24 protein-coding genes are annotated in these 17,525 nt (G+C 35.8%); 20 read left to right on the forward strand and 4 right to left on the reverse strand.

The window, feature by feature from the left end:
- The first annotated feature begins 168 nt into the window (after positions 1 to 168).
- The 9 genes from PXD56_RS07880 to PXD56_RS07920 all read left to right on the forward strand — a co-directional run bounded on the left by PXD56_RS07880 (position 169) and on the right by PXD56_RS07920 (position 7,183).
- Positions 169 to 648 (forward strand): lipocalin family protein, encoded by a 480-nt coding sequence (locus PXD56_RS07880; protein WP_276492789.1) that lies wholly within the window; start codon positions 169 to 171, stop codon positions 646 to 648.
- Between the two features lie 28 nt (positions 649 to 676).
- Complete coding sequence (locus PXD56_RS07885; protein WP_276492790.1) at positions 677 to 1,369, forward strand: YiaD family glycine zipper/OmpA-like lipoprotein; 693 nt, start codon at positions 677 to 679, stop codon at positions 1,367 to 1,369.
- A gap of 81 nt (positions 1,370 to 1,450) precedes the next feature.
- Positions 1,451 to 2,572, forward strand: coding sequence for an NAD(P)/FAD-dependent oxidoreductase (locus PXD56_RS07890; RefSeq protein WP_276492791.1), 1,122 nt, complete (start codon positions 1,451 to 1,453; stop codon positions 2,570 to 2,572).
- Positions 2,572 to 3,279, forward strand: a complete 708-nt coding sequence (locus tag PXD56_RS07895) for a methyltransferase domain-containing protein (protein ID WP_276492792.1) — start codon at positions 2,572 to 2,574, stop codon at positions 3,277 to 3,279. Before PXD56_RS07890 ends, PXD56_RS07895 begins: the two co-directional genes overlap by 1 nt.
- Positions 3,280 to 3,303: 24 nt before the next feature.
- Positions 3,304 to 4,359, forward strand: coding sequence for a type III polyketide synthase (locus PXD56_RS07900; protein WP_276492793.1), 1,056 nt, complete (start codon positions 3,304 to 3,306; stop codon positions 4,357 to 4,359).
- 18 nt (positions 4,360 to 4,377) lie between these two features.
- Complete coding sequence (locus tag PXD56_RS07905; RefSeq protein WP_276492794.1) at positions 4,378 to 5,160, forward strand: SDR family oxidoreductase; 783 nt, start codon at positions 4,378 to 4,380, stop codon at positions 5,158 to 5,160.
- A gap of 11 nt (positions 5,161 to 5,171) precedes the next feature.
- On the forward strand, positions 5,172 to 5,621 hold the full coding sequence (locus PXD56_RS07910) for a 3-hydroxyacyl-ACP dehydratase FabZ family protein (protein WP_276492795.1): 450 nt from the start codon (positions 5,172 to 5,174) through the stop codon (positions 5,619 to 5,621).
- A complete protein-coding gene (locus tag PXD56_RS07915; RefSeq protein ID WP_276492796.1) occupies positions 5,614 to 6,894 on the forward strand; it encodes a beta-ketoacyl-[acyl-carrier-protein] synthase family protein in 1,281 nt (426 codons plus the stop codon). Before PXD56_RS07910 ends, PXD56_RS07915 begins: the two co-directional genes overlap by 8 nt.
- Before the next feature lie 34 nt (positions 6,895 to 6,928).
- Positions 6,929 to 7,183 (forward strand): acyl carrier protein, encoded by a 255-nt coding sequence (locus PXD56_RS07920; protein WP_276492797.1) that lies wholly within the window; start codon positions 6,929 to 6,931, stop codon positions 7,181 to 7,183.
- A 13-nt stretch (positions 7,184 to 7,196) separates the two neighbouring features.
- Here PXD56_RS07920 and PXD56_RS07925 read toward each other — a convergent pair whose 3' ends face one another.
- Positions 7,197 to 8,135 carry a TerC family protein gene (locus PXD56_RS07925; RefSeq protein WP_276492798.1) on the reverse strand — a complete coding sequence of 313 codons (939 nt, stop codon included), beginning with the start codon at positions 8,133 to 8,135 and terminating at the stop codon, positions 7,197 to 7,199.
- 343 nt (positions 8,136 to 8,478) lie between these two features.
- Here PXD56_RS07925 and PXD56_RS07930 point away from each other — a divergent pair, with 343 nt between their 5' ends.
- Entirely contained in the window at positions 8,479 to 8,820 is a 342-nt protein-coding gene (locus PXD56_RS07930; RefSeq protein ID WP_276492799.1) for a hypothetical protein, read from the forward strand.
- 12 nt (positions 8,821 to 8,832) lie between these two features.
- Here PXD56_RS07930 and hpf read toward each other — a convergent pair whose 3' ends face one another.
- A complete protein-coding gene (gene hpf / locus PXD56_RS07935; RefSeq protein WP_276492800.1) occupies positions 8,833 to 9,135 on the reverse strand; it encodes a ribosome hibernation-promoting factor, HPF/YfiA family in 303 nt (100 codons plus the stop codon).
- 232 nt (positions 9,136 to 9,367) lie between these two features.
- On the opposite strand from hpf, the gene PXD56_RS07940 reads away from it, so the two are divergent.
- The 6 genes from PXD56_RS07940 to PXD56_RS07965 all read left to right on the forward strand — a co-directional run bounded on the left by PXD56_RS07940 (position 9,368) and on the right by PXD56_RS07965 (position 13,164).
- Positions 9,368 to 9,700 carry a hypothetical protein gene (locus PXD56_RS07940; protein ID WP_276492801.1) on the forward strand — a complete coding sequence of 111 codons (333 nt, stop codon included), beginning with the start codon at positions 9,368 to 9,370 and terminating at the stop codon, positions 9,698 to 9,700.
- Between the two features lie 117 nt (positions 9,701 to 9,817).
- Positions 9,818 to 10,144 carry a hypothetical protein gene (locus PXD56_RS07945; protein WP_276492802.1) on the forward strand — a complete coding sequence of 109 codons (327 nt, stop codon included), beginning with the start codon at positions 9,818 to 9,820 and terminating at the stop codon, positions 10,142 to 10,144.
- Positions 10,145 to 10,200: 56 nt separating this feature from the next.
- On the forward strand, positions 10,201 to 10,743 hold the full coding sequence (locus PXD56_RS07950; protein ID WP_276492803.1) for a DUF4251 domain-containing protein: 543 nt from the start codon (positions 10,201 to 10,203) through the stop codon (positions 10,741 to 10,743).
- Positions 10,744 to 10,893: 150 nt separating this feature from the next.
- Positions 10,894 to 11,322 carry an FKBP-type peptidyl-prolyl cis-trans isomerase gene (locus tag PXD56_RS07955; protein WP_276492804.1) on the forward strand — a complete coding sequence of 143 codons (429 nt, stop codon included), beginning with the start codon at positions 10,894 to 10,896 and terminating at the stop codon, positions 11,320 to 11,322.
- A gap of 94 nt (positions 11,323 to 11,416) precedes the next feature.
- The gene (locus tag PXD56_RS07960) at positions 11,417 to 11,923 is read left to right on the forward strand and encodes a TlpA family protein disulfide reductase (RefSeq protein ID WP_276492805.1); all 507 of its coding nucleotides are present in this window, start codon (positions 11,417 to 11,419) and stop codon (positions 11,921 to 11,923) included.
- Positions 11,923 to 13,164, forward strand: a complete 1,242-nt coding sequence (locus PXD56_RS07965; RefSeq protein WP_276492806.1) for a hypothetical protein — start codon at positions 11,923 to 11,925, stop codon at positions 13,162 to 13,164. Before PXD56_RS07960 ends, PXD56_RS07965 begins: the two co-directional genes overlap by 1 nt.
- Here PXD56_RS07965 and PXD56_RS07970 read toward each other — a convergent pair.
- Both PXD56_RS07970 and PXD56_RS07975 read right to left on the reverse strand, forming a co-directional pair.
- Entirely contained in the window at positions 13,157 to 13,627 is a 471-nt protein-coding gene (locus PXD56_RS07970; protein ID WP_276492807.1) for an FKBP-type peptidyl-prolyl cis-trans isomerase, read from the reverse strand. The genes PXD56_RS07965 and PXD56_RS07970 overlap by 8 nt on opposite strands.
- Before the next feature lie 94 nt (positions 13,628 to 13,721).
- Positions 13,722 to 13,919 carry a hypothetical protein gene (locus PXD56_RS07975; RefSeq protein WP_084684675.1) on the reverse strand — a complete coding sequence of 66 codons (198 nt, stop codon included), beginning with the start codon at positions 13,917 to 13,919 and terminating at the stop codon, positions 13,722 to 13,724.
- A gap of 238 nt (positions 13,920 to 14,157) precedes the next feature.
- On the opposite strand from PXD56_RS07975, the gene PXD56_RS07980 reads away from it, so the two are divergent.
- From PXD56_RS07980 to PXD56_RS07995, 4 genes are all read left to right on the forward strand, one after another.
- Positions 14,158 to 14,352, forward strand: a complete 195-nt coding sequence (locus PXD56_RS07980) for a cold-shock protein (RefSeq protein ID WP_276492808.1) — start codon at positions 14,158 to 14,160, stop codon at positions 14,350 to 14,352.
- Between the two features lie 179 nt (positions 14,353 to 14,531).
- A complete protein-coding gene (locus PXD56_RS07985) occupies positions 14,532 to 14,969 on the forward strand; it encodes a hypothetical protein (protein WP_276492809.1) in 438 nt (145 codons plus the stop codon).
- A 171-nt stretch (positions 14,970 to 15,140) separates the two neighbouring features.
- Entirely contained in the window at positions 15,141 to 15,449 is a 309-nt protein-coding gene (locus PXD56_RS07990) for a hypothetical protein (RefSeq protein WP_276472413.1), read from the forward strand.
- 183 nt (positions 15,450 to 15,632) lie between these two features.
- Positions 15,633 to 16,808 carry a DUF1444 family protein gene (locus tag PXD56_RS07995; RefSeq protein ID WP_276492810.1) on the forward strand — a complete coding sequence of 392 codons (1,176 nt, stop codon included), beginning with the start codon at positions 15,633 to 15,635 and terminating at the stop codon, positions 16,806 to 16,808.
- Positions 16,809 to 17,525: the final 717 nt, after the last annotated feature.

The raw sequence follows: 17,525 nt of genomic DNA on the forward strand, positions 1-17,525 counted from the left end.
GCATTATAAAAGCGCGTCTTGAGTAAACCCGTTAACAAATTTGTTAAAAGAGGTAATAGGTAATCATGTTTAGCAACATCTTTGCATTGTCATTTGGTCGAATAAATGGATTTTTTTCATCCAACAAATGACAATTAACGTATATAAATCAAACCTAAATATTTACTTATGAAAAAAATGATTTGGCTTTTTAGTATTATGCTTTTAGCATCTTCATGTTCAGTGTCTAAAGATGCTAGAGCAAAGCGCAATCTATTAAGCGGCACATGGGCATTGAATAATGTTTCTTTTGAGGGCAACACGGGCAACGTTAAAGCAGTATTGTTCAATGACGTTGAAGATATTTGCTTGGAAGGTAGTGAGTGGTTCTTTCGTGACAACAACAGCACAGGGAGATACACTATTAATCCATCAACTTTCTGTACCGGTGGAGACCGCTATATTAGATGGTCTGTTGTAGAGCGTGAAGAGAACTACACTAGCCAGTTACAGTTTAAATTTATTAACGAAAAAAATCAGGATATTTCTGGAGGTGCTGGTTACCGTTTAAACATTGAAAATCTTACAGAGTCGGCTATGACCTTAAAATCTAATGTCATGGTAGAAGGTGCTCCGGTAAATGTCGTTTACGAATTCAGTAAAAAATAAAATCTACTAAAAAATTTAATATAAGCATATGAAAACAATGATATTACGTAGAACTAGTTACGTTCTTGCTCTTGCCTTGGTAATGAGCTGTAGCACTATAAAAAATGCAAATAAAACACAAAAAGGAGCCGCAATAGGTGCTACTGGTGGGGCTGTAATCGGTGGTATTTTAGGAAATAACGTTGGTAGTGGTAACAATACTGCATTGGGTGCTATTCTAGGTGCTGCAATAGGCGGTGCTGCTGGTGGTTATATTGGTAATAGAATGGACCGCCAAGCGGAGCAAATAGAAGAAGAAATTCCTGGAGCAGAGGTAAAGCGTGTTGGTGAAGGTATTAACGTAACTTTTAATGAAGATGCCGGTGTGTATTTTGATACCAATAAAAGTAATGTTCAAGGTACATCTGCAGTTACTTTAGATAAATTGGTTAGTATTTTTAAAGAATACCCTCAGTCTAATATTTTAATTGAAGGCCATACGGATAGTGCAGGTGCCGAAGATTATAATTTAAACCTGTCCAAGCAAAGAGCAGAATCTGTTACCAACTATTTAGTTAGTCAAGGTATTGATGCTAGCCGTTTTGACACCAAATGGTATGGTGAAACACAGCCTGTAGGTGATAATACTACTACAGCCGGTAAAGCAAAGAATAGACGTGTAGAATTGGCTATTGTGGCTAGTGAGTCCTTAAAACAAGAGGCACAAACCCAAACTAACTAAGAGATATAAATATTAGTATTGAGTTAAAATAAAAGCCCTGCATTTGCAGGGCTTTTTTGTTTTTGGTGTAACTTCAATGCGGTGAAAGAACATGGCATATTAGTTATTGGAGGTGGATTGGCCGGATTAACTGCTGCCGTTCATTTGGCTTTGCAAGGTCTGGATGTTGCCGTTATAGAAATGCAAGCATATCCACACCATAAAGTATGCGGAGAATATGTGTCCAAAGAAATAGAACCATATTTAAAAAGATTAGGGATAGACTTAGAGTCTCATGGTGCCATAGAAATTACTAAATTTCAAATAACTACTACTGATGGATTTATGGTGGAAACCGATTTGCCATTGGGCGGATTCGGTATTAGTAGATATGCACTTGATAATTTGCTTTTTGAACGAGCAAAGTCACTTGGCGTTGTTTTTTACTTTGAGAAGGTCATAGCAACCGCATTCAAGAATGATATTTTCACTATTACAACCAAGTCTAATCACTATTCTTCTAAAGTTGCTATAGGAGCTTACGGTAAACGATCGGTTTTAGATAGAAATTTAGATAGGGCATTCAGTAAGAAAAAACAATCGTGGCTGGCGGTAAAGGCACATTATGAACTTAAAGATTTTCAGGAAGATCTAGTGGCTCTACACAATTTTAATGGCGGTTATGGCGGACTATCAAGAACAGAAACCGGAGTGGTAAACTTCTGTTATTTAGTGAATTATGAAAGTTTTAAAAAGTATAAAGATGTCCAAAGTTTCAATGCTAAAGTAGTAGCAGAAAACCCATTTTTAAAACAGTTTTTATCAAATGCAAGACCTGTTTTTGAGCAACCTTTTACCATTGCCCAAATTGCCTTTGATCAGAAAGATAATGTTGTTGACCATATGTTGATGTGCGGCGATACGGCAGGTCTAATTCATCCACTTTGTGGTAATGGTATGGCTATGGCTATTCATAGTGCTAAGATTGCTTCTGAATTAATATCAAAATACTTTAGTGAATCAGATTACAAACGTAGCGACTTAGAACATGACTATAAAAAGGCTTGGTCAAAAGCTTTTAGTGTTCGTTTATGGTTTGGTAGAAAATTACAGTCCGTCTTAATGAATAAAACATTAGTTTCAATGGGAATTAAATCTGTCGGAAAATCAAAATCAATATTGAAGTTTATTATTTCTAAAACCCACGGAGAATTAATATCGTAATGGTAGATTTTACACAAAGAAGTAGTGAAGTGGAGATTATGGATACCTTTTCTGGTACAACTAATGAGCTAGAAACTATTCTGCAAGACATCAATAGGGTAAATAGGTTACTTGGAGGGTATAGTATTACATTAGATGCTGTATTTGAGTTGATTAGTTCTAATTTAAAAGAATCGTATACGATTTTAGACATGGGTTGTGCAGAAGGAACCATGTTGAGAAAGCTGGCTGATGAAGCTAGAAAGCGAAATATTAAACTAAAACTGATAGGGATAGATTTTAACGACCAAGGATTACAGTTGGCAAAACAATATCCATCTGATTACCCTGAGATTAGTTATTTAAATACCGATATTTTGGAAACTGATTTCTCTGATTGGAAAATTGATGTGGTGATGACGACGTTGACATTGCACCATTTTACAGATGACGGTGTAGTTCAGTTCGTGAATAGGTTTGTTTCTATAGCAAAGTTGGGTGTGGTCATTAATGATTTACAACGGAGTCCGGTCGCATACTATTTGTTTAAAGCATTTAGTTTCTTTTTTATTAAAACAGAAATAGGGAAAAAAGATGGTCTTTTATCCATTCTTAGGGCATTTAAGAAAGAAGAATTGCAACATTTTGCGCATCAGGTTACGAATGCATCTCACCACATAAAATGGAAATGGGCATTTAGATATGTATGGGTATTAAAAAAGAAATAAGTAGATTGAAGATTAAGAGCAACTATGAATCATACAAGAATTGTTAGTGTTACAAAAGAATTGCCACCGTATTCTAGAGATACCAAGGATATTATTCCACTTGTAGAATTCTGGCTAAGTGGGCAAGAAGAACGTTTCTCAAGAAAAGTCGTTAAGATTTTTGAGGGTGCTGCAGTAGACAAGCGATATTCTATAATGCCACCGGAAGACGTATTTGTAACGACTTCTTTTGAGGATAAAAACAAAATATATAGTAGAGAGGCAAAGCGAATGGGGGCTAATGTGCTTAAGAACGCACTTGGTAAAAGTAACTGGAAAGCTTCTTCCATAGATTATATCATTACGGTGAGTTGCACGGGTATTATGATTCCGTCTTTAGATGCTTACTTGATTAATGAATTGGGCATGCGTAAAGATGTGGTAAGACTTCCGGTAACCGAAATGGGTTGTGCGGCGGGAGTATCCGGTCTCATATATGCCCATAACTTTTTAAAATCAAATCCCGGTAAACGAATTGCTTTGGTCTCTGTTGAGAGTCCCACTGCAACCTTTCAGCTTCAGGATTATTCCATGGCAAATATGGTAAGTGCCGCAATTTTCGGTGACGGTGCGGCTTGTGTGTTGCTATCTTCAGAAGAAGATGCAGTTGGTCCAAAGATAATTGGGGAAGAAATGTATCATTTTAAAGATGCTACTCACATGATGGGTTTTGATTTGACCAATCACGGATTAAAAATGATACTTGATCCCGCGGTGCCAGAAACCATTTCTAATCACTTTGGTGATATCGTTCATCCATTTCTAGAAAAGTATGGTAGTGATATAAATAAAGTAGACCACTTGGTATTTCATCCGGGAGGAAAGAAAATAGTACAAACTGTAGAATCGCTATTTGGAGCTTTGGGTAAGAATATTGATGATACACGAGAAGTATTACGGTTGTATGGAAATATGAGTAGTGCTACTGTTTTATATGTTTTAGAGCGTTTTTTAGAAAAAGATATAGCAGCAGGCGATCAGGGGTTAATATTAAGTTTTGGTCCCGGTTTTTCTGCGCAACGGGTTTTAATAGAATGGTAGAATAATCAAATAGCAAATATGAAGAGTACGTTTTGGGCGTTGATTTTAGGAGGAAGTAGTGGTCTAGGTCTAGCAACGGCAAAAAAATTGGCTAGTCACGGCTACCATATTTTAATAATGCACCGTGACAGACGTGCTGCAATGGATGAAATTGAAAAGGAATTTAATGAAATTCGCGCCCATGGTAATGAGTTTTTGGCGATGAACGTGGATGTATTGAATGCCGATAAACGACCAGGTATTATTTCTGATATCCAGCAACAACTACCGCAAGGACATCAAATAAAAGTAATGGTACACAGTGTGGCAAAAGGAACGTTGAAGCCTATGCATTCTGAGAGTAGACCAACTTTGACAGATACTGATTTTAGAATCACTTTTGATGCCATGGCTTTAAGTCTTTATGATTGGACAAAGGCATTGACCACCGCAGGTTTATTTGCTGAAGATACGCGCATCATATCCTTTACAAGTGAGGGGAATACGAAGGCTTTACCTAATTATAGTGCTGTTTCGGTAGCTAAAGTGGCATTGGAAGCACTTACCAGAAGTATTGCGTTGGAATTTGCACCTGTGGGCATAAAAGCAAACTGCATACAAGCAGGTATTACTATGACGAAATCCTTATCGATGATTCCCGGATACGAGCAAATAAAAGAAAACGCATTAAAAAGAAATCCGCAGAACAGACTAACAATGCCGGAAGATGTAGCAAATGCGGTGTATTTGTTAACTATGGATGAAGCAAAATGGATTACTGGAACCGTAATTAAGGTCGATGGCGGCGAAAGTTTGATGTAAAATGAAAGGTGATGAAAGAATCTTATGATTGGATATTGAAACAACTACCATATTCGGAGCCTTTTCTTTTTGTGGAGGAGATTCTGAATATTAGTGATAAAGGCATTGAGGGGAGTTATCGATTTTCACCCGATTTAGATATTTATAAAGGTCATTTTAAAAATAAGCCGGTTACACCAGGTGTAATATTGACGGAATGTTGCGCACAAATAGGTTTAGTGTGTTTGGGTATTTATCTTTTAGGTAAAAAGAGTGAATTGGAAAATGTAGCCATCGGTATGAGTAGTTCTCAAATGGATTTTCTAATACCTGTTTACCCAGGCGAGCAAGTAAGGGTAATTTCTGAGCTGGTCTATTTTCGATTTCAGAAGTTAAAATGTGAAGTGAAAATGTATAATGAAAATGATAAATTGGTCTGCAAGGGAGTTTTAGCAGGCATGATAGGTGTAGCAAATGAATAGACGCGTAGTTATTACTGGTTTAGGAGTATGCGCACCAAATGGTGTGGGACTTTCTGATTTTACCAATGCTTTACTTGAAGGTAAAAGCGGACTACGGTATCAGCCAAATTTGGGGAAGTTGGGTTTTGGTTGCCAAGTGGCAGGAGAACCTTTGGTGAAAGATCAGCTTATAGCTAATTATTTTACGCCTTTAGAGCGCAGGGGTTTAAATGCCACAGGAATCGTTTACGGAGTAATTGCTGGTGTAGATGCTTGGAAAGATGCCGGTTTAGAGAAGAATATAACAAATGAGCCAAGCTGGGACCGCGGTATTATTTTTGGAACAGGCATTTTAGGGGTCGATAAATTTAGGGAGGCCATTCATTTAATAGACGAGGGTAAAGTTCGAAGGTTGGGCAGTACCTCGGTAATTCAAACAATGGCAAGTGGTATCAGTGCTTATTTAGGCGGATTATTAGGTTGTGGAAATCAAGTGACCACGAACTCCGCTGCATGTACAACTGGTACCGAAGGTATTTTAATGGCTTATGATCGTATTAGTCAGGGAAAAGCAGAAATTATGCTCACGGGTAGCTGTAGTGATAGCGGACCTTATGTATGGGGCGGTTTTGATGCTATGCGAATTTTGCCAAGAGGTTATAACGATAACCCCACAAAAGCAAGCAGACCTATGAGTGCAACGGCGGGCGGATTTATTCCAGGAAGCGGTGCAGGAGCTTTGATGTTAGAGTCCTTGGAAAGCGCACAAAAGCGTGGTGCACATATTTATGCTGAAGTATTGGGAGGAGAAGTTAATAGTGGTGGACAACTAGGAGAAGGATCAATGACAGCACCAAATAGTATGGCGGTGCAGCGATGTATTCAAAATGCCATTAGAAATTCAGGAATTACAGCTTCTGATATTGATGTCATCAATGGACATTTAACCGCAACTTCTAAAGATAGTCTAGAAATAGAAAATTGGAGAACAGCGCTAAATAGGGATAAAGGTGATTTTCCATATATCAATTCATTTAAAGGTTCGGTTGGGCATTGTTTGGCAGCGGCAGGGAGCATTGAAAGTGTTGCCACAGTTTTACAATTTAAAGAACAGGTGGTTTTTAAGAATGTCAACTGTGAGGATATTCATCCAGATATTTTGTCAGTGATACCGGCATCCAGCATTCCGCGTGATACAAAAAATCATTCGCCAAAAGTCATTGCCAAAGCAAGTTTTGGATTTGGAGATGTAAATGCCTGTGTTATTTTTAGGGCGTTTTCAAAAGAACAATAATTTATACTAAAAGGTATTTTAATAAAATCAAAGTATGCTTAAAGAAGAAAAATATCAAAAATTAAAAGATATTATTAAAATATATCTACCTGAAGACGTGTCGGTTACTGACATTGCTCAAGATAGTCACTTCATGAACGATTTAAACATCAACTCTGCCAATCTTGTCGATATTGTTTTAGATGTAGAAGATGCCTTCGACATTCGTCTTGAAAATGAGGATATCGAAAAGATGCAAACCGTTAATGATGCCATGGCAATTATAGATGCCAAGCTCGCAGAGAACTAATACTGTTACTATGCTATTCTTTATTCTTAATTAAGACCGAAGCTAAAATACCGGCAAGTAACGAAACTGAGATTACGGTCAGTGATACCCATTCAGGTAAATGTATGTAATGGGAGAATAACATCTTTAATCCTACAAAGGCAAGTATAACCACTAAGCTGTAGTTGATATACTTAAATTTCTCTAACATTCTAGATATTAGAAAATACATGGAACGCAAGCCTAAAATTGCCAGAATATTAGAAGTAAAAACAATAAAGGGATCGGCGGTAATGGCTAATATGGCCGGTATACTATCTAGAGCAAATAAGATATCCGTTAGTTCTATTACAATAAGTGCTACAAATAGGGGAGTAGCGGCGTTGAGTCCCATTCTTTTTACAAAGAAGTCATGTCCGTGCATGGTCGTTGTAACCGGGTAAATTTTCTTTATTTGTTTAAACACAAAAGAATCTTTTGGATCAAAGTCGTCATCTTCGCCTTTCAGCATATTAAAAGCCGTATAGAGCAAGAACACGCCGAACACATAAATAATCCATTCGAATTTAGTGATCAAGGCAACACCAAAGAAAATCATTAAAGCTCTAAAAACAATAGCACCTAAAATTCCCCAAAATAGCACGCGGTGCTGATATAACGGCGGAATCTTAAAAGAGGAGAATATCACCGCAATCACAAAAACGTTATCTATACTAAGAGAAAGTTCAATAAGGTAACCTGTTATATATTTAAGTACAGCATCGTTTGGGGTAAGTCCGGTTGGGTTGGCAATAATTTCAGCATCAAACAACCAATAAATTACTCCACTGAAGGCAAAAGCTACGGTAACGAAAATAGCAGTCCAAATTCCGGCCTCTTTAGATTTAATTACATGTTCATCCTTATGAAAAACACCTAAATCTAAGGCAAGGAAAATAAGAACAAATGCAATAAAGACAATCCAGACTATCATATAGAAATTTTCAAGCTGCAAAGGTATTAAAAATTGACTTCACGTTTTCCATTTCTTTAAAATGTTCCACTATTCAAAAACAGTTGTCAATGATTTCCTTTCAGATTGCAAATATGCATAAGATGATTGTTAATCGTTGTTCTAATCCTTTTACATATTAACTTAAAAAAATAGGGTAGTATTTTCAACACATTGAAAATCAATGGGTTTTAAGGGTTGAAGTTTCAATTAGATAATCTGCCGGATAAAAGACATTTTTTGATCGATAAAGTGCAAATTTATTTTAAAATCAAGAGAAGTATAATTTTTTTGTTTTAAATTTAGGGTAGAACAAGCTATTAAAATGAAAAAACTAACCATTATTTGTGGTTCTTTGTTATGCCTTATTTTGGGTATGCAAGAAGCTCAAGCACAAGATTCATTGCAGTTAGATGCAAGGGTGAAACAACGTATGCTTTTGAATCAATTTGAGGCTGATTATGTATTAACAGCTTCTGAACGTGTAGCGTTAAAGCAGAGCCGTTTGGCACATCAATACCGAATGAAAGAAATTTTAGATTCTATTGATATTTCAGATGCAAGAAGAAAACGTTTGATCCAAGAATTAAAAAAGAATCCATTCTCTGAACGTGTACAATCTGTGATTGCAAATCATACAGATACTAGTGATAGTTTGGAACAATAAAAAAAATGCAGTCTAATGAGACTGCATTTTTGCTTTTCTTCTTTCTAATTGTCTTTTTAAATCTTCTATAGAAGAAGCAATTGATGCTTCAAAACTATCTGAAGACGACTGCGCAAACAGGCGAGGGCCCGGTGCACTCAAGCGTATGTTACAAACCATACCTGATTCTGGTGAAGAGGTATTTTCCTTTTTAAAGAAAACATCTGATCTTACGATAAAATCATATTTATCCAATAATTTCTCTAATTTTTCAGCAGCCATTATCTCTAATCGGTTACTGGCTTTAACATCGTCGTATTCAAAATTGATATTCATAGGCTAAAAGTTTAGTTTAAGGTACTCATTTCAGGAACGCTTTACAATTAAAAATTTCTTAATAATTTCTCTAATAGAAGTTAAGATATATTAATCCTTTTGTTTCCATTAAGTTAGCAAAAATGAATTCGTTTTATAGTTAAGTTAAACTTGCGCAAACATAGTTTAAATATACTCCTATTTTCTTATCTTGAAGTAAAATTCTCACAATTTCATTTTTAAATCTACTGCTATGGAAAATGTAAAGGATAAATCTACGTGTTTAGGAAAATTGGAGCGTTGCAAGAAAACCATTCAACATTTAAAAATTAGGGTAGATTCCTACTTATATGAGCCTTCAACTGTAGCGTTATTTGAAACTAAAGTGTATTTGAAAAGTAAAATCTCTAAACTTTCCGAGGCAAATAAAAAATTGATGGAATACTTGAAGTCAACAAAAGACGTATTGCCTGAGCAGTACAAAATGGTCAATTTTCATACGAGGGAAACATCAGAGCTTGAATTTGATTTTATGGAGTATACCTTAAAATTTAGAAAACCGGTCAATTTAAGACAACACGTTTAAATACCTATTTCTTAGGTGATTGGTTAAACTTGGTATTATTTCCCTATAACATTCATATTTATGTATCATTTAAAAAAAATGTTACTAATTTAGACCTAGAACATTAATGAATTTGATATGAAAATTTTTATGCGGCTAGCTATTTGCTGCACATTTTTCTGTACGGCTATGTCGTACGCACAATCGAACGATTCTACTACTACAAAACCGAATGAAGAAGACGAAGGTCCGGTAATGTTTCAATTTGAACCTAATTATGAAACTGCGGTAATGTTACAAAGAGTGGCATTAAGAGAGAAGATTAAGGGCTTAGACACTCTGGACATCTCTGACAGAAAGCGTCAACGTATGATCAAAGCGTTATATAAAGAATCTAGAAACTTCGACTTCAAGAAATCAGTGCTTGTTAATACTGAATTTGAAGAAGAAGACTATGAAGACTAAATATTGTCTTTTGGCATAGATTTCGTAGGGTATTAGTAGCATAAACACACTATAGTATGAAAACTTCTATTCTATTCATTTTTGCCTTAAGTATGGTTGCTGGTTGTAAGTCCTCAAAAACTATGATAAGCGAATCTCATGCTATTCATACTTTAATTGCATCAAAACATATTGAATTTACGGCTACCTCTGCAAGTCCTATGGTAACCAAGAGTATGACTGCTATAGCCAATAGCGGACTCATTGCTCCCGGTAATACAGTTTCTAGGATAGATTTAAACGGTAACGGTAATTTCTTGAAGATAGTAGGTGATAGTGTATCTGCCAACTTACCTTATTATGGCGAACGTCAATTTGGTGGTGGTTATGGAACTACTTCAGGAATTGAGTTTAATGGACTTCCAGATAATTACATTCAAGAGTTTAATAGTGATAAGCAAAAATATACCATCAGTTTTCAAATAAACGATTCGTCTGATAGGTATACGGTTTATGTAGATATCTTTCCTAGTAGGTCAAGTGTAGTTTCTGTGAATATGGCAAATAGAAATGCTATTCAGTACAACGGTAGTGTAAGTGCAATCGGTGGAGAGCAATAACCTGCTCAATACTAATAATTTGACCGTATATTTTACCCAAAAATGTTAAGAAGAGCCCAAAAAGGGAAGGTTTTGCTATAATCTTCGTTATTCCCTACTAAGAACAATACCTTTGCACTTCAATTTAGTTAAATAGTAGAATTTAATAGTATGAGTAAAGTAAAAGCAGATAGTCAAGTAAAAGTACATTACACAGGTAAACTAAGTAATGGTCAAACATTTGATAGTTCAGTAGGTAGAGAGCCATTAGATGTGAAATTGGGACAAGGTAGCTTAATACCAGCTTTTGAGAAAGGATTGCTTGATATGGAGGTTAATGATAAGAAAACTATCGTTATCGCTAAAGAAGATGCATACGGTGAAAAGCAAAAAGAGCTTTTTCAAACAGTTCAAAAATCAGATTTACCGGCAGATATGGAGCCAAAAGTAGATATGGCACTTATGGCAACTAACGCAGATGGTAGCGAAAGACAATTACGTGTTGCGGAAGTAAACGAAAATGATATCGTTGTAGATGCAAATCACCCATTAGCAGGTGAAGATTTAACCTTTGAATTAGAATTGGTTGAAGTTCAATAAGGCGTAAAAGTTATTATATGAAAAACCGCCTAATAGGCGGTTTTTTTTGTTTCTAAGCCTATCGGTTTCATAGTGCTAAATAGTATATTTGAATATGCATTTAAGAACATTAATATTCCTAATTACCGTTATGGTGGTTATAGGGTGTAAAGAGGATAAGACCAAAAAAGTTGAACCTGAAAAAAAGAAAACTGTTACGGAAAAAGTAGCTTCTTCAACTTATGAAGATTTAGAGGGTAATCCTATAGAATTAAGCGATTACAAGGGTAAACGCGTGTTAGTTAATTATTGGGCAACGTGGTGTAGACCATGTATTGAAGAAATGCCCGATATGGAAAAAGCCCAAGCCATTTTAGCCGATGATAATTATGTTTTTCTATTTGCATCTGATCAGTCTGTAGAAAAAATCAATAAGTTTAAAGAGGCACGCGGTTTTCAATTAGATTTTATCAAGTTCAACGGTGTCTATGCAGAAGAAAATGTTAGTGCATTACCGGCAACATTTATATATAATGAAGTAGGGGAGCAGGTAGCACGTTTTGATGGCGGATTGAAATGGGACAGTGCAGAAATGATTGAAAAACTTAGAGCGGTGCAATAATGCGGTCAACATCATTTTACTTTTTTATTTGTGTATTGTTCGGTTTGCTAATGGGTTGCAAGGATGGATTTAAAAAACCAAAGCCGGAAGCGCCTATAGTTGTGGTAGAAAAAATGAAATCTCCCGCAGCGGCATCAAGCGCATTGCCACATCTTATGTCCAATAGAGATGTTACGCTACTTTCTTGGGTAGAAACTTCTAACGACACTTTAGCGACCATGCGTTATTCAGAACTGATTGATGGGGAGTGGCAAAATCCACAAAATATACTGAGTGGTACAGATTGGTTTGTTAATTGGGCAGATTATCCTATGATTTCTGAAAACAATGGTAATTTGTGGTCTCATATATTAAAAAAATCTACTGAGGGTACATATTCTTATGATATAAAGACAAATGTTAAGCCTAAAGGTGCAACTGTTTGGAAGACAGACATACCCTTACATACAGATGGCACACCTACGGAGCATGGCTTTGTAAGTATTGTGCCCTATAACAATAACTTTTTTGTGAATTGGCTTGATGGTAGAAATACCGAGGAAAATGAAGCGGGCGAGCGTGGAGCAATGACGTTAAGAGGCGGAGTAGTCTCTACAACGGGAAAGCTATTACAGGAATATGAATTAGATGCTAAAACCTGTGATTGCTGCCAGACAACTTCTGCCATTACCGATAATGGTCCGGTTGTAATCTATCGTGACCGCTCAGACGATGAAATTCGCGATATTAGTATAGTTCGCCAAGTAAAAGGGGAGTGGACTACACCTAAAGTAATACATGAAGATGATTGGCAGATCAAAGGTTGTCCGGTTAACGGTCCTAAAGTTGATGCTTTGGGTAATAATTTGGTAGTAGCTTGGTTCACCGGAGCTTCAAAAAAGCAAAAAGTGCAAATCGCTTTCTCTGCTGATGGTGGTGCAGAATTTACAGAACCAGTTATTATTGCCGAAGGTACAATTATGGGGCGTGTAGATGTACTTTGGATGGATGAAGATAATGCTGTAGTCAGTTGGATGGAAGCCAATGACAAAACTGCCTTGTTCAAAGCAATGGTCGTAAACAAAAATGGGACCGTTTCTAAAAGTCAGTTGATTACAGAAATGGCGGATTCCCGAAAATCCGGATTTCCGCAAATGGAAATAATGGAAGAAACCCTATATTTTGCTTGGACCGAGCAAGTAGGTGCCGTCACTCAAGTACGTACTGCAAAAATGGACGTAGCTCCTTTTATGTTTAATTAACCGAGATTAACTCTACATCAAATACTAGAACAGAGCCACCAGGTATACCGTTAAAATCAAAACTACCATAACCTAAATGGGCCGGTACAAGTAATACACCGTTGCCACCTTCATTAAGTAATTGAATACCTTCTGTCCATCCAGCAATTACCTGATCAAGACCAATGGACAAGCCATCTGCACTTTGGTCAAAAACGGAACCATCTAGAAAATAACCTCTGTAGGCAACGGTAACATTAGAAGATGCGGTCGGTTTATCGCCATCGCCTTGATTTTCTATAATATAATGAAGTCCAGAAGCCGTTGTTTGAGATTCTAATTCATTGGCTTCTAAATATGCGTTGATCTGCTCTTCGTTAATAGCGGTATAATCTACAGCCTCAACAACAGTAGGTGAAGCATCGTCAGAAAATCCACAAGACACTAAAGTGGTCGCAAGAAAAAGGATAGCAATATATTTCATATGATTTTTTTTGGGGAAGATAAAGCCTAGCTTAAATACCGTGAAATGATTTAAGAAGTATTTAACCATTAAGAATGGTATAATAGCTAGTATGTTACGCTATAAAAGTGTTTACTGAAAAACGAACGCTACAATTCTTGTACAGGTATTTTTGAAATTTAATGGCATGAGATTGCGATTCAAAAATAACGGCTTCTGTAATGCTGTTCGCTAAAACAAGATGCCCAATAAGGTATTCTACGTAATAGGTGTTGTTTTCAGAAAGAAGAACAAAATTTGGTTTGGTCGTCACGTTTATTATTTTACGATACTAAAATAAAGCATTTATTTAAGTGATCCTAATTTTTTTGAAATTCCTTGTTAAATGTTCATTCTATTAGGGTTGTGATCTACAGTTATCAATTAATAGTGTAGTTTATGCGAACTGTTATAAAGAAGGTGCTGAACTAAAATAATTTTTGAGTTTTTAATTTTTGGCATTATAATTGTAACTTCTTCAGTAATTATTAATATCAAATTATATTACATTTATGAGTACAGGAACAGTTAAATTCTTCAACGATGCTAAAGGCTTCGGGTTTATTACAGAAGAAGGTTCAACGAACGATCATTTCGTTCACATTTCAGGATTAGTTGATGAGATTCGCGAAGGCGATGAAGTAGAATTCGAACTAACCCAAGGAAAAAAAGGTTTAAACGCAGTTAACGTTAGAGTTATAGAATAAACTTCAAAAAGTCCGTCAGCAATGACGGACTTTTTTTTGGTACACTATCCAAATAAGGTCTAGACAGCCTAATCTTTAAAATGTCTACCATCTTTTTAGATGTCTCAAGGTAAGTGCAATCTTGTAACGCCTTGTTAACAACACGTAATACCATTATTAACTATATATATTATAAACACATGTTAAATCAATTAAAGCAAATGGCAATTCAAAAATTGCAAGAAACAATGAGCGCAAATTCTTTAAATTCTGAAGCTACTAGCGGAGCTGCCGAAGAAGGAGCTTCTTCACTAATCAATAGTCTTATGGAAAATGTAAGTGCTGGCGATTTAAGTGCGGTAACAAGCTTATTTTCAAATGACGGTAATGCGACAGAAGACAGCGGTATCGTTCAAAATTTAAAAGGAAAATTAGCTGAAATACTAGAAAGTAAAGGTATGAACGCTGAAGAAGCGCAAGCGGAAGCTAGCAATGTTGCACCAGGATTGGTAGATAGTCTAAAAGAAAAGTTTTTATCTAACGAAGCTTCAGATTCGGCTTTTAGTTTAGAAAACCTTAGCGGTTTAGTTGGTGGTGATGCCGGTAGCTTACTAGACAAGGCAAAAGGACTTTTCTAAGAGAAATTACTTTTAGCATAGTACATATGAAACCGCTCAGTAATGAGCGGTTTTTTTATGCCTAAAAGCTAAATATGATTTTTGTGTATTACGTCTAATTTTTAAGGAAACTTTATTTTTTAACACAATCAATTGAAAAATGACACGTTAATTATACAAAATAAATGGTTTATGAAAATATCGATAAGTTCCCAAAAAGTAGCTGTTTTAACCGAATTAGAAAGAAAAAGAAAATCGGTAGAGCAATTATTAATGAAGATGGAATCTTATTTGTATGAGCCACAGACACCTAGTGGCTTTGAGAAAAAACAAAATTTAAAAACTACTATCAACCGTACGGCAACTAGTACAGATGCTTTACTGGAATTATTAAAGATGAACGATATTTCTATTATGGAAAGTATGGATGATGTAGAACGCCAAATTGAAGAATGCTACGCCCTAGAACTAGAAGTGGCAAAGTATGTACTCAACAGATAAAATTAAGCCTATATATTATTTAAACCGCTCAGTAATGAGCGGTTTTTTTATGCACAATAGACAAGTATTAAGCGGTTAAGATTTAAAAATTGTAAGGATTTGGTGTTTAAAATAGGGTAGTAGGTACACTAAAACATATTTTCAAAAGTTTTATATGTACAGCAACTTTTAATAGAATTTTTGATGAATACCTTATTACCGATCTTAAAAACATCTGATTACCGTAAAGACGAAAAACTACAGTTTAAAGAGTTTTTATTCAATGATAGTATTGCTCCCGTAGTGGCTTATGGTAAAGATAGTGGCAACGCCATGGTATATGAAGGTGCTTCGGATGAATCAGATTTGTACGCTAGGTTTCCAGCTATTAAAAAAGAGGCGCTTGATAATTTAAAGGCTATAGATGTGCCGTATCAAATTACAGAGGCAGAGGGTACAAATGTACTGTTTGCCGAAGGGCATGAGTATGCAAGTGAAAAGATTTTAGATACTGCGTTTATGATCAAGGTAGCGGCTGATTTAAAGTGCGATACGCTAATGGTGGGTATTCCTTTTAAAGGTGTTTTGATTGCGATTGATGCTAATTCGGATATGCGTTTAAAGTTGCCGGTGATGGTAAAGCAGTATTTTATTAATCCTCAGCAGGATCCTATTTCAGACAAAGTATTTCTGGTTCAAAACGGGGAAGTGGTTGCCATGGGAGGAGAGAAACTACCTGAAAACGAATCTGAGGATAATTTTGTGATTTCTGAGGATAAGGCACAGAATTATAGCATAGCTCTAAAAAGTAAGCATATAGAGGAACTGGTTACCGATATAAATACATCGTTTCAGCAAGTAATGCTCATGATTTTGCAACGTAAGTCATTTGGAGGCGAGATTACTTTTAATTTAAGTAGGGCAATTACCAAAGATCAAGCGCTTATTGATAAATGCAATTCTATAATAGAGCAAATTGAGAAGAATGAGATGTTGCAGACCATTTCTCAGGCATTGGCATCTAGCAAAGTACAGTTTAAGTTTTTGCATGATGGTATTTTAATAGCTCCAACAGCGACATCCAAGCCAAAGCAACCTGAAACAGTTGAACAATCGACACCGGAAAAATTTAAAACAGAATACCAACCTAAGAAAACTATTGCTAATAAGAGCGATAAAATAAAACCGGTAGTTTCAAAACAACAGAAACAGGATACTGTAAAGAAATCTAAACCCTGGTGGAAATTTTGGGCAAGCGAAGAACAAGATTCTCCGGAAATGATAAAAGCTGCACAAGAAAAAGCGAAACTAGACGAGCTGAAATCTGGTAAGCAAAAAGATTTCGGTAAATCGGATCATAATAAGTTTATGCCGAAATAGGGTATAGTAATCAAAGGAACTGTATGGGTATATAAATAGAGAAAATGGATTATTAAACATTCTATTTTACATAATATAAATTATAGAACATTTATGTATATCCTAAGAATAGCGTATGTGAAGACTATTCTACATTATTACAGCATAAGCGATTAACGCTAAATGCTTAATAAGCATACAACATAAATAAAAGAAATAATCTATTTTAAATTTAAACACAATTTGCCATCGCTAGATTAGGGAAAAAAAGCTGACCTTTTAGATTCTCTCAAAATTCTCGTATTCGATAAAATGTACGTCATATTTTTTTCTAGAGCATTGTCGGCAGCTTGCCGTAACAGCTAAAACTTCCGAAAATAAAATTTATGAGCAATTGTACCCCTTGTCTTTGTTTAAAGCTTTTCTTTGGGTGTCCCTAGTATTATGTAAAATAGACTTTCAACATTGTAACCAGTAATCGTAATGTTTTATCTTTTTTTTTTCTTGATACGGCATAGTATACTTTGAGCGAGATGATGCGGCGGCGAAACAAAAAAATCAAGGCTGACAGTTCCGATAGCTATCGGAATTTAGAAACAATGTACGGCTCAGTCGCTATATTTTAGGATCCATTGTAACTCTTAAGACTGCTTTAAGGTAAAAGCATCTTTTCAATTGTCAAGAAAAATGGTAACCAGACCCCTAAAATATGGCCGCTCCCCTCACCTATTGTTTTAG

The organism is Maribacter zhoushanensis, from assembly GCF_029350975.1.
Taxonomy (GTDB): Bacteria; Bacteroidota; Bacteroidia; order Flavobacteriales; family Flavobacteriaceae; genus Maribacter; species Maribacter zhoushanensis.